Raw genomic sequence first — 12402 nt, 5'->3', positions numbered from 1 at the left:
TTAATTGTATTCAGAAACGGGACGAACGGCGTGTACGGCTCTGCTGCCGTAATACGCTTTCAATCCAGTCATTCAGCCTGCGCGTGGTGTCTTCTGCTTCTTCCCGATCTGGGTAAATTTCGGGGAAACGTAGCGCCAGCCAACGCCATGCTACCAAACGCTTGTGCCGTTTTTCAGCACGTTCCAGTTCTTCACGCCCTGCCCGCTCACTTGGGGGCAAACGGCCTGTTCCCGGTGGAAGCACACGGCGCCCAGCAGCATGGTCTGCCGCCCACCCCACCAAACGGCGGATTCCATTATCTCGGTCATCCACCGGGCACATGGCGTAAGACCAGCGTGTTGTCAGATCCAGCCCTTCTACCCCTTCCAGAGCAGAGGCAATGGCGAAAGCCTGCTCCATATCTGACAACCGATAATTCGGGTCATCCTTACGCAGCACGGCACGATGAATACGTGAAAGAACACCGTACAAACTCTGAGAGCCAATCTCCGCTGCCACAGCTTTTACGATATCGGCATCGGGCTGCACATATGGCCGCAAATCATCGGGCTGTTCAGGATCTGCTTCCAACTGCCGACGAATAAAGGTTGGGCTGCCTGCACCAGCAAGAACAGCAACAACGCCGGTTTCGTGCTTGCCAAAACGGCCTGCACGCCCGCCAATCTGCTTTACTTCCTGCACGGTTAAATCCCGCGTTTGGCGGCCATCATATTTTTTCAGGGCCGCAAACACCACGCGTTTGATGGAAAGGTTAAGCCCCATGCCAATGGCATCTGTGGCCACCAGAATATCTGCCTCTCCATCATTAAAACGCTGTGCTTCTGCACGCCGCACCTCCGGGCTTAACGCCCCATACACCACGGCCACACGTTTGCCATGCTGAAGCAGAGCTGCGCGTAAATCCAGAACCTCCCTGCGCGAAAACGCAATCAGCGCATCCCCTGCGCCCAGATCTGCCAATCGCACAGGGTGCGATGCTGCACGTAGTGGGCTTTTGCGTTCCAGAGAAATTTCATCCAGTGGGTCACCGCACAATTCGGCAATACGCCGCACCATGGGAATACAGTCTGGCGCACCCAATACATATAAGTGTCGTGCAGGCGCACCCATAATGGCGGCTGTCCATGCGGCGCCACGGTCTGTATCAAACAGCATCTGGGCTTCATCAATAACAGCTACATCTACAGGGCTGTAAAACGGGCACATCTCCACCGTTGCAGCCAGATGCTTGCTGCCCGGCACCACAATCCGTTCTTCACCCGTAGAAAGAGATGCCTCAACACCTCTGGAAGCCAGTGCTTCCCGAAATTCATGCGCAAGCAACCGCAACGGAGCCAGAGCCAAGCCACTTTCGGCCTGTGCCAGCGCATTCAGCGCCGTATAGGATTTGCCGCTATTGGTTGGCCCTGTAACAAGGGTGATCTGCCGGTTAAGCGCACGTGCTGTACGAAAATGCGCAGCATATCGGTCTAACGCAGCCACACGGGCAATAACGGAATTGGCAACCTTACGGCCCATATCCGGTGCCGTTTTGGGACCACCAGCTTCTGCCCCACGGCCATTATCTTTCCGCCATTCTCCCAACTTGCCACGCAAGGCCACCAATGCGGCAGGGTCAAACTCCCACCGTTCACGCCCGCCGGATTCGCGCACCTTTCTGGCAACTGGCAAACGGTTCTCTGCAATCCAGCGCAAAGCCTCACGTTGGGAGCAGCGCAGCAGACGCGGCACTTCAGCAAAAGGAACAAGACTTTCTTCCCATTCCCGCAGTTGCGCTTCTTCCTTGTCTCGCTTCTGGCGGGCTGTCTGTTCTATTTTACTGGCGGTCTGCTGCCTGCGGGCTTCCTCCCGCCGGGCTGTCTCAAGAAACGGGTCTCCCTCTGGCAGGCCAAACGCTACAGCAATAGCCATAAGTAGCAGGTCTGTCTGATCTGGAGAAAGCACCCGCCCTGTATCCACCAGATCGGCCTGTACCGTCTCAAACACTGCTCTGGGCGTTGAAGCATAGCCACGCAGGCGAGACTCGGCCACAGGTGCCAGTGCGCGCTCCAGCTCCTGATCACCAGCCTGCGGGTCTGTAATGCCAGAAACGGCTTCTTCTATTTCTTCCCGGCTGATCCAGATACGCCCGCTGCGGCGTGTTTTATCCAGCAAGCGGGAAATCCAGCGCTTGCGCCGCACCTGGCACAAAACCTGAAGATAGGTTTCATCCGGCACTTCATAAGCGCCGGGTTCAAGATTACGGGCAAGGCGGCGAAGAACTTCGTGTTCTTCCTTGGCCTCTGGGGCAATTGTGGTGCGGGCTACAGCGCAGGCAAGGGCCTGACGAGCTGGAGAAGCAGAGCTGTCTGACGTCATGCTTTCTCTCTTGCGTCATCCTGCGGGCCGGAACAATGCCTTGGCAGCATACTTCATGCAAAATAAATCAGAAACCTGCCTTGCCCCTACGGTCCGATTTGGCCATTGTGGCGCCCCTAACCTACCCAGCAGACAGAAGCGGCAGGCGGTTTTCAGCCAGTTACGTGTTGCGCGAACACGTTGTGTGATGAATTTACACTGGCATTAGGCGCCTCACCCTTCTAAAAACGCCGCCAGCAAGAAATTCACGGTGCTTTTGTATCTACCATGCAAAGGCACATTGTTCTGATCTGCTACAAGCGGAGTACATAGCGGTCCATGTCTGAAACCATGCTTGAAAACGATATCCTGCCACGGATGTCTGCCTCTGAAGTGCCCAGCGGCCTGCTGCCTGTTGATGGACAGGAAGGCGTGTGGCATCTGGCCCCGCCAACCAAGGAATACGGGCACCTTTACCCTGCCAAGGTTCTGACCGTTCATCACTGGACGGACCGCCTGTTCAGCTTCACCACCACCCGTGACCCCGGCCTGCGCTTTGAAAACGGCCAGTTTGCCATGATCGGGATTGAAGTAGACGGTAAGCCCCTGCTACGCGCCTATTCCATTGCATCCCCTAACTATGCTGATGAAATGGAATTTCTTTCCATTGCAGTGCCTAACGGCCCGCTGACATCCCGCCTGCGCCACGTAAAGGTGGGTGATACGGTGCTGATCGGTCGCAAACCAACTGGCACATTGCTGCTGGATAACCTGCGCCCCGGCCGGAACCTGTATTTCCTGTCCACCGGCACAGGGCTGGCCCCGTTCATGAGCCTGATCAAGGATCCGGAATGCTACGAACGGTATGACCACGTTATCCTGACACACACCGTGCGTCTGTCTGGCGAACTGGCATATTCCAACCACATCCGTCACGAACTGCCGGAACACGAATTCCTTGGTGAAGAAATCAAGGAAAAGCTGCTGTACTACCCAGCCGTTACGCGTGAAGACTTTGCCGTAACAGAACGCATCACCAAGCTGATTGAATCGGGCAAGATCTTCAAGGATCTGAACATTCCTGAACTTGATCCCGAACACGACCGCGTCATGATCTGCGGTTCCCCGGAAATGCTGGCTGATACGGAAGCCCTGTTGCGTGCGCGTGGGTTTGATGAAGGCAACATGTCCACCCCGGGCGCATACGTGGTGGAAAAAGCGTTTGCCGAACGATAAGGCACGCGTTTTTATGCCCAGCACCGCCGCTTAAGACACATTATTAAAAGGAGTACGCCCCATGAGCTATGATTTTGATCTTCTGGTTATTGGGGCGGGCTCCGGCGGCGTACGGTGCTCGCGCATTGCGGCTAGCCATGGTGCGCGCGTTGCCATTGCAGAAAGCCGACACTGGGGTGGTACCTGTGTAAATTTGGGCTGTGTGCCCAAAAAGCTTATGGTACAGGCCAGTGAATACGGCGATATGGTAGATGACAGCCACGGCTTTGGCTGGACCTCTACCCGCGGCACGCATGACTGGGGCAAGCTGATGGCCGCCAAGGACCGGGAAATTACCCGTCTGAACGGCATTTATGTTTCCATGCTGGAAAAAGCCGGTATTACGCTCTTAACCGGCCATGCCCGGTTTGTAGATGGACATACCGTCCGCATTGAACCTTCCCCCCTTGCGCCGGATGAAGCCCCCCGCACCATTACGGCAGAACGCATTGTTATTGCCACCGGTTCCACACCCGTAAAACCTGATATTCCCGGCGCAGAATTAGCAATTACCTCTGATGAGGCATTCCATCTGCCGCAACGGCCAGAACGGGTGGTTATTATTGGCAGTGGGTACATTGGGTTGGAATTTGCCGGTATTTTTGCAGGCTTGGGCTCCAAGGTAGATCTGGTGTACCGCCGTGATTTGCCCTTGCGCGGTTTTGATGAAGAAATGCGCAACGCCACAGCAGAAGCCATTGATGCACGCGGCATTACCCAGCACCGCCACACCTGCTGCACCGCTATTACCAGAAACAGCACAGACCTTGTGGTAACGTTGGATAATGGCCAGCACCTGCACACAGATTGCGTGTTTATGGCAACAGGCCGTCGCCCTAAAATTGATGCGCTTGGGCTGGAAAACACAGCCATCACCACCGCAGATAATGGGCGCATCAAGGTTGATACCAATAGTGAGACAGCCCAGCCGGGTGTTTACGCTATTGGGGATGTCACAGACCGTATTAACCTCACCCCCGTTGCCATTGCGGAGGGCCATAATCTGGCAGACCGCCTGTTTGGCAAAGGCCCAGCCCGCCAATGGTGCTACGCCACAACCCCCAAGGCTGTTTTCTTCTCCCCCCCATTGGCAACCGTTGGGCTGACAGAGCAGGAAGCTACCCGAAATGGCGTGGTGGATATCTATTTCACACGCTTTACCCCCATGCGGCACACTCTAACCGGCCGCACACGTAAAACAGTCATGAAGCTGGTTGTGGACCAAAAAAGCCAGAAAGTTGTGGGTGTGCATATTCTGGGGGATGACGCACCAGAAATGCTTCAGGGCGTTGCCATTGCTGTAACGGCCGAACTGACAAAAGCAGATTTTGACCGCACAATCGGTATTCACCCCACATCGGCTGAAGAGCTGGTGACCATGCGTACCCGCACGCGGGAAACCCCGAAAGCTGAAGGATAATTCCCTATGGCACCTTCTGCCCCTTTTATTGGCGACCAGCGCGGCCCCTTTGATCTGGCATTAAAAGGTGGTTCTGTTGTACTGCCTGATGGCACAGTGGAAACCACGGTTTACGTTAAAAATGGCACCATTGCCGCTATTGGTGGGCAAGCTGATGCCGCCCGCACCATAGACTGCACGGGCCTAACCATTCTGCCGGGCGTTATAGATACGCAGGTTCATTTCCGTGAACCGGGCGCCGAGGAAAATGAAAACCTCGAATCCGGTAGCCGTGCCGCTGTGCTAGGTGGGGTAACGGGTGTGTTTGAAATGCCCAACACCAAACCCACCACCTCTACGCCAGAAGCGGTGGCAGACAAGCTGGCCCGTGCAAAAGGCCGCATGTGGTGCGAACACGCCTTTTACGTAGGCGCCACTGTTGATAATGCCGACCAATGCGGTGAACTGGAAAAACTACCGGGCACAGCAGGTATTAAGGTGTTCATGGGCTCTTCCACCGGCAGCCTGCTGGTTTCGGAAGACAGTATGCTGGAACGCGTGCTGAAATCTGGACGGCGTCGTGTTGCCATTCATGCTGAAGATGAAACCCGCCTGAAAGAACGCATGGGGGAACGGATTGAGGGCGATCCTTCATCCCATCCTGTTTGGCGGGATGATGAAACAGCCCTACGGGCTACCACTCGCGTGCTGCATTTGGCCCGCAAAACCGGGCGACGTGTACATGTGCTGCACATCACCACCCCCGCAGAACTGGCCCTTATTGCCCAGCACCGCGATGTGGCAAGCTGTGAAGTCACTCCTCAGCATCTGACACTGGCGGGGGAAGAAGCTTACGCCCGCCTTGGTACATTTGCGCAGATGAACCCGCCTATCCGTTCTGGCGCGCACCGTGATGGTCTGTGGCATTGGGTATCCCAAGGCTTGCCAGATGTCATTGGGTCTGACCATGCGCCCCATAGCAAGGAAGCCAAGGCCCGCACTTACCCGGCCTCGCCCTCCGGTATGCCGGGCGTGCAAACACTTCTGCCCCTGATGCTCAACCATGTTGCGCACCACCGGCTAACACTGCGCCGCTTGGTGGATTTAACATCCGCTGGCCCGCAGCGTCTGTTTGGCTTGGTGCGTAAAGGCCGCATTGCCGTTGGGTATGATGCAGACTTCACGATTGTGGATCTGAAAGCCCAGTGGACGATCAAGGAAGAATGGTTGGCCTCACGCTGCGGATGGTCTCCTTTTACGGGAAACACCATTACAGGCCGCCCTGTTGGCACCATTATCCGTGGCAACCAAGTGATGTGGGAAGGTACATTGGCAGATCAGGCCATTGGTGAGCCTTTCCGTTTTGATGCAACAGACAGGCCCGCAGACTAACCTTCCTGTCCAGCTATTCAGCGCATAGAAAAAACCCCTTCCACCGTATTGATGGAAGGGGTTTTGTTTTTGTGGCGCTATACGCTTTTAAAAATCAGGGGAAACTGGACCGTTTATAGGGGTAGCGGTCAACCATCATCCGCAAAGGTGCAAACTCTTTGTTGGAAAACGACCTGTAATGCACCTGTGAGCCATCCGGGTTTTCAACAAACACGGTGGAATTCCAATCCGCAGCACTAATACCTGTCCAGAGCGTAAGCACTAGGGCTTCCTTACCTTGGGCATCATTCAGCACCATGCGGGCATCACCCGATGATGGCGGCGTACGCGTAAGCGGCCCCCAGCCACCTTTGTTATCCTTAAACCAGTCATTCACCGCTTTTACTTCATCTGGGCTTAGGGCACGTGTGCGGTGCATGGGGCCAACATCCAAAGAGCCGCTGGCCACTTGCGGAAAGGAAACCGGCTTCAGGTTAGGCAGAGCCACTTTCCAGATCAGCGCTGCCGTACTGAGCGTAAAAATAAAAAAGCCAATAATAAAAGCCGTCTCTTTCCGCATTATCTGTATCTTTCTCTTACCCGCGCACCGCAGCAATAACGCGGGCCACTTCTTCATCAGTCAGTTCCGGGTGGATTGGCAGCGCCAGAATCCGCTGTGCCATATCTTCAGAAACAGGCAGCGCCATACCATCATGATGATCCCGGTAGGCTGGCTGTTTATGCAGCGGCAGCGGATAGTAAATGGCTGAAGGCACCCCTTGTTCTTTCAGGCGGGCCTGCATTTGCTCACGCTCGGCGCTGTTTTTCAGCAATACAGAATAAATGGCCCATGCGCTCTGGCTATCTGGCACGCGCGCAGGCACCTGCACCACGTCTTTTAGACCTGCATCATACTGGCAGGCAATTTCCTCACGCCGTGTCAATTCTCGTGCAAAACCATCCAGCTTGGCCAACAGCACAGCGGCTTGCAGGGTATCCAGACGCCCGTTCATGCCAGTGCGCAAAACCTCATACCGAGTTGTGCCTTCGCCATGCGTACGCAGGGACCGATAGAGAGCTGCGCGTTCCGGGTCATCCGTTAAAATAGCGCCGCCATCTCCGTATCCCCCCAAAGGCTTGGACGGAAAGAAAGAAAGTGTTGTTGCTGTGGCCTCCCGCCCCAAGGGCGCACCATGCAGCTTTGCCCCAAAGGACTGTGCGCAATCAGCCAACAGGAAAAGATCTTCTTCCTGCGCAATGGCACGTAAATCCGCCCACGGTGCAGGCTGGCCAAACAGATCTACCCCAACAATAGCGCGTGGCTTCAATTTACCCGCTTCTCGCACAGCACGAATACGGCTGCGCAAATGCTCTGGATCAATCTGGAAAGTGTTTGGGTCAACATCCACAAAAACAGGCGTGGCATCCAGCACTAAAGGCACTTCTGCCGTGGCGGTGTAGGTAAACGCTGGCAGGAACACAGCATCACCCCGACCAATTTGTTCCCCCATCATCACAATTTGCAAGGCATCTGTGCCAGAGGAAACACCCACGCATTCCTGCGCCCCGCACCACTGGGCCAAGCGCTGTTCCAGTTCCAGCACTTCTGGCCCCATTACAAAGCGGCAATGCGCTAGAACAGCCTCCAGCCTCTGCCGCAATGCGGGTTCCAGCCGTTTTTGCTGGGCTGCGAGATCAAGAAAAGCGATAGGCCTGTTTTGTGAACTGTTCATAATGCCACCTGCTCATTGCCATCGGCCTGCGCCTGTCCGCTGTGTACAACACCCGCAGCCATAGCACCAGACGCCGCAGATTCCGGCGCCAGGGCACGCACCTCTCCTGCTGGGTTATGATCGAATTCCGGCACCAGCAATGCCAGAATACGCAAAGCAGCCTGCACATCACCTTCTCGCGCATAGGCCGTAATCTGGTCCACCGCTTGGCGTATCTGCTCCAGATCAACAAGCCGAGGCGTTGCCATTAGCAAGCCGGGTTCATCGGTTGGCACTGGGGCCTCCCGACCATGAAACAATTCTTCATACAGTTTTTCACCGGGTCTTAAGCCTGTAAAACGGATGGTTACATCCTCATCAGGGCGCAAACCGGCCATACGGATCATCTGCCGAGCCAAGTCTACAATACGAACGGGCTCACCCATATCCAGCACAAAAATACCACCATGACGCAGCAGATCATCGGTGCCTGAACCATCGGTATGGCGCATGCCCCGCACACTGGCTTGCAGCACAAGCCCCACGGCTTCTGGCACTGTCATGAAATACCGGCGCATTTCCGGGTGTGTAACTGTAAGCGGGCCACCGCGTTCTAGCTGCCGGCGAAACAACGGGACAACAGAGCCAGTAGACCCCAGCACATTGCCAAAACGCACCGTAACACACCGCATGGCATCCGGCTGGCCTGATGCACGGGCACGCACATCCAGCGCCTGACAGTACATCTCTGCCGCACGCTTGGATGCGCCCATCAAGCTAGAAGGATTCACCGCCTTGTCTGTTGAAATCACCACCATAGCCTGCGCTCCGTGGCGAGATGCCGTATCGGCCACAACACGCGTACCATGCACGTTGGTCAGCAACCCTTCTGCCGGATTTGCTTCCACAATTGGCACATGCTTCAGAGCTGCGGCATGAAACACCAGTTCTGGGCGGAAACGGGCCATCACCTCATCTAACCGTGCTTCATCTCGCACATCGGCCACCACCACTTCACGCGGCACATGTGGAGCACAGTCTGCCAGTTCCACGTCTATCTGCCACAATTCGAACTCACCGTGATCAAGCAGAATCAGACGTTTGGGGCCAAGCAAAGCAATTTGGCGCACCAGTTCTGAACCAATGGTGCCACCAGCCCCCGTAACCAGAACATTACGGTTACCCACCAGTCGTTCCATACCTTCTCGGTCCAATGGCACCTGAGGACGATTGAGAAGGTCTTCCAGCGGCACAGGCCGCAATTGCACACGTTCGGCCGGGGTAAGATCTGTTAAAGCAGGCGTGCGCAATACTGAGATACCGTGCACGGCCGCTGCATCCAGCACATTTGTCAGGGCACGACCACGGAAAGAGGGATCAGTCACCACCAAGGATTCGGGCAGCATATTGTTTTTTGCCAGCCGATCTAAAATAACTCCAATATCTTCCACATGCCCCAAAATGGGCACGTTATGGATGCGTCGGCCCGCTTGATGTGTACCCAAAGCTACAAGCCCGACAACACGAATTCCGGCCTCTGGGTTACGCTCCAACGCACGCAAATACAGATCAGCAACTGTATCTGCTCCTATCAGCACCACGCGCCGCAAATTGGCGCGGCGGAGAGCTATTCTGTGCGCCAAGCGGTAACCAACTCGCAGCCCGCCCAACATCACCAGCAAAACCAGCGCATAAATAATAGGAAAAGTCAGACTAGGTAGCGGAAAGCCCACCGCCACAAGCCCGCACGAAAACAGCACAGAACTGGCAATAGAAGCTCCAGCAATGCCCAGAAGATCTGAAACGCCGGAAAACCGCCAATACTGTTGTGGCATACGGAATGGCAACCCACTGACAAGCAGCGTGATAGCCCCCCCGGCCAGAAACCAGAGTGGGTGCAACAATCCATCTTGCGGGGCCGCCAGCCATCGCGCCAGAGGTGCAGCAAGTGCCGCCAATACGCCATCTAGCAGGATATTTACGGCTATCCTGTTTACAGGGCGCAGACGCGGATTACGGTGCAGGGGCTGAGAGTGTTGTGATGCCATTATCTTGCACCTATAGCGTAGCACCTGCCATCCTAGAAGCAGCTCAACCGGACGACTGTCTTTTCATGTCTTTTTCTTTTTCCTGTGTGGCAATTTTTTGCCTGTTAGGTGCCTGTATTCTTTCCGCCTGCATTGTGCGGGGCATGATCGGGCTTGCCGTTATGGATACGCCGGGGCATCGCAGCGCCCACGATACGCCCACCCCAAAAGGGGGCGGCATAGGTGTAATGCTTGCTTTTGCAGGCGTTTTACCCGTTCTTATGTACGTTATCGGTCAGCCACTTCTTTCTCTACCATCCTGCACGTTGGCCGCTGCTACTCTGTTATTATGTGCCGTTTCGTGGCTGGATGATATTTATCAGTGGTCCCCAGCCATTAAATTTGCGGCACAATGTGCTGCGGCCTGCATCATTGTGGCTGGAGGCATTGCTCTGCCTTGGCCCACACCGGTTATCGGGGCCGTTCTTTCTGTATTATGGCTGATATTCATCACCAACGCCGTCAACTTTATGGATGGATTAAACGGGCTGATTTCTGGCTGTTTATGCGTTGCAGCACTATGCATAGCCGGAGCTGCCACTTATCTGGGTGTACCAGCCTTACGCTGGCCTGCATTGCTCATGGTTTTTTGTCTGGCAGGTTTTCTGCCTTTCAATTTCCCTAATGCACGTATTTTTCTAGGCGATGTAGGAAGCCAAGGGTGTGGACTACTGGCCGGCGCTGCTGCCCTGTATGCTGCAGCACATTCTCCACTACCCTCTGGATGGGTTGTAGGGCCTGCGCTTCTGTTTCCATTGATTTATGATGTTATTTTTACGCTGATCCGCCGCAAACTGGCCAGACATTCCTTGGTGCAGGCACATCGTGGCCATTTATATCAGGTGTTACACCGGAGCGGCATATATGCCCCCGTCATTTCCTTTATGGAATGGACCTTCACGGTTTGGGGAATGATCGTGAGCTGCTTTGTAGCTCCAATGCCTATAATGGCAGGAAGCGTAACCGCTTTTATACTTATATGCGTGCCCCAACTTGCATGGACAGGCTTTGCCGTTTTACGCACGCACCAACACCCTGTTGGCGCGTGGTAAAAACAACTGTTATTTCCCCAACGTCAGCGTCAGACCCTGTGCAGAACCAGCAAGCCGTGCGCCCTGAGAAATGGTTTCGATTTTGATACGCACACCATTCTTGTTTTCCAGAACGGCGCCACCTAAGCCTTGACCCAGCGTTGCTTCACCATGAGCAGCGCCATAGGTACCATTAAAATCTGACAAACGATGCAGATTATAAACGGTACCTTTTCCTTCGATTTTGGAATAACCAACGGCAGCAATTGTGCCCCCGGTAATGGAAAACTTATAAGTTTTGCCGCCGTAACGCAGCCTACCACCACCCCATGTATAGCCTACGCCAAGATCTGCTGATCGCGCCGTGATAGTAACTGTAGCAGTAGGTATGCCCATGGCATCTTCAGCATGAGCAACAGGAATAAAGCTGGCTGATGCCGTAAGCGCAGCTACGGCAAAAAATGAAGAAAATCGCATGAAACGTTCCTTTCTTCTTGTTGGTCAGACTGAAAAATCAGCCTGCTGTTTTATATATAAAACAGCAGGCTGATTTTTCAGAAAACCGTGAAGAAAAAACGTTTACTACTTACAAAAGTTTCAAACTGGCAGAACCAGCAAAAACTCAGACGGCCATCACACGGCGCACACGACGCGCCACTGGTTCACGCTCTGCAGAACGTTGGGCTTTACGTGCTGCGCTTTCTACGGTTTCGCCCATAATGGTGCGAATTTCCTTCAGATAAGCAGCACCTTTAGGTGTACGCTGCACCAGTACTGAACGGCGATCCAGCGGATCTACCTTACGGCGTGCCAGATCCAGTTCACTCAGCCGGTCCAAAGCGCGGGTAATAGCCGGCTTGGAAACATTCAGGCTGGCAGCCAAACCACGCACGGTATGGCCGGTTTCATCCAGATAGCATGTCAAAAACACTGCCAATTGGCGAGCGGACAGATCTGGAGCATCTCCACGCACCAAAGACACAATAGTGTCCCGCAGGGTTTTAGCCAGATCCTCTGTTTTTTCTGCTGCCTGAGGCATAAGCTTCACTTTCCTTTTGCTGCACGCTTATCTCGGTCTCTCAAGATAAAGCGACATATTCCCGCTTCCTGTTACGGAACGAATCCCCTTGGGATTTCATATAGGAGGCGAAACGACTCTTTTAAAGTATTAATGAAAACATATTGTCTC

At 54.5% G+C, this 12402-nt stretch carries 10 protein-coding genes; 4 read left to right on the top strand and 6 right to left on the bottom strand.

What is annotated here, in order from left to right; translation table 11 throughout:
* Window positions 1–10: 10 nt before the first annotated feature.
* Window positions 11–2359 (bottom strand): helicase-related protein, encoded by a 2349-nt coding sequence (locus tag A4S02_RS12735; protein ID WP_070323991.1) that lies wholly within the window; start codon window positions 2357–2359, stop codon window positions 11–13.
* 318 nt (window positions 2360–2677) lie between these two features.
* Between A4S02_RS12735 and A4S02_RS12730 the strand changes: the two genes are divergently transcribed.
* The 3 genes from A4S02_RS12730 to A4S02_RS12720 all read left to right on the top strand — a co-directional run bounded on the left by A4S02_RS12730 (window position 2678) and on the right by A4S02_RS12720 (window position 6404).
* A complete protein-coding gene (locus A4S02_RS12730) occupies window positions 2678–3574 on the top strand; it encodes a ferredoxin--NADP reductase (RefSeq protein ID WP_050819007.1) in 897 nt (298 codons plus the stop codon).
* Window positions 3575–3635: 61 nt separating this feature from the next.
* Window positions 3636–5033 carry a glutathione-disulfide reductase gene (gene gorA / locus A4S02_RS12725; protein WP_070323990.1) on the top strand — a complete coding sequence of 466 codons (1398 nt, stop codon included), beginning with the start codon at window positions 3636–3638 and terminating at the stop codon, window positions 5031–5033.
* A gap of 6 nt (window positions 5034–5039) precedes the next feature.
* The gene (locus A4S02_RS12720; protein WP_070323989.1) at window positions 5040–6404 is read left to right on the top strand and encodes a dihydroorotase; all 1365 of its coding nucleotides are present in this window, start codon (window positions 5040–5042) and stop codon (window positions 6402–6404) included.
* Between the two features lie 94 nt (window positions 6405–6498).
* Here A4S02_RS12720 and A4S02_RS12715 read toward each other — a convergent pair whose 3' ends face one another.
* From A4S02_RS12715 to A4S02_RS12705, 3 genes are read right to left on the bottom strand one after another with little or no spacing between them, the layout of a single operon-like run.
* Complete coding sequence (locus tag A4S02_RS12715; protein WP_019087785.1) at window positions 6499–6963, bottom strand: hypothetical protein; 465 nt, start codon at window positions 6961–6963, stop codon at window positions 6499–6501.
* Window positions 6964–6979: 16 nt separating this feature from the next.
* Window positions 6980–8116, bottom strand: a complete 1137-nt coding sequence (locus A4S02_RS12710; protein ID WP_070323988.1) for a DegT/DnrJ/EryC1/StrS family aminotransferase — start codon at window positions 8114–8116, stop codon at window positions 6980–6982.
* Window positions 8113–10143 carry a polysaccharide biosynthesis protein gene (locus A4S02_RS12705; protein ID WP_019087783.1) on the bottom strand — a complete coding sequence of 677 codons (2031 nt, stop codon included), beginning with the start codon at window positions 10141–10143 and terminating at the stop codon, window positions 8113–8115. Before A4S02_RS12705 ends, A4S02_RS12710 begins: the two co-directional genes overlap by 4 nt.
* Between A4S02_RS12705 and A4S02_RS12700 the strand changes: the two genes are divergently transcribed.
* Window positions 10137–11234: an MraY family glycosyltransferase gene (locus A4S02_RS12700; protein WP_070323987.1), complete on the top strand. Its 1098-nt coding sequence runs from the start codon at window positions 10137–10139 to the stop codon at window positions 11232–11234. The two genes, A4S02_RS12705 and A4S02_RS12700, sit on opposite strands and share 7 nt — an antisense overlap.
* 9 nt (window positions 11235–11243) lie before the next feature.
* On the opposite strand, the gene A4S02_RS12695 is transcribed toward A4S02_RS12700, so the two are convergent.
* Window positions 11244–11690: a hypothetical protein gene (locus A4S02_RS12695; protein WP_070323986.1), complete on the bottom strand. Its 447-nt coding sequence runs from the start codon at window positions 11688–11690 to the stop codon at window positions 11244–11246.
* 145 nt (window positions 11691–11835) lie between these two features.
* A complete protein-coding gene (locus tag A4S02_RS12690; RefSeq protein WP_070323985.1) occupies window positions 11836–12252 on the bottom strand; it encodes a MarR family transcriptional regulator in 417 nt (138 codons plus the stop codon).
* Window positions 12253–12402: the final 150 nt, after the last annotated feature.

Origin of the sequence: Acetobacter ascendens (assembly GCF_001766235.1) — a bacterium.
GTDB lineage: Bacteria > Pseudomonadota > Alphaproteobacteria > Acetobacterales > Acetobacteraceae > Acetobacter > Acetobacter ascendens.
This window is presented reverse-complemented; position numbering and strand designations above follow the sequence as displayed.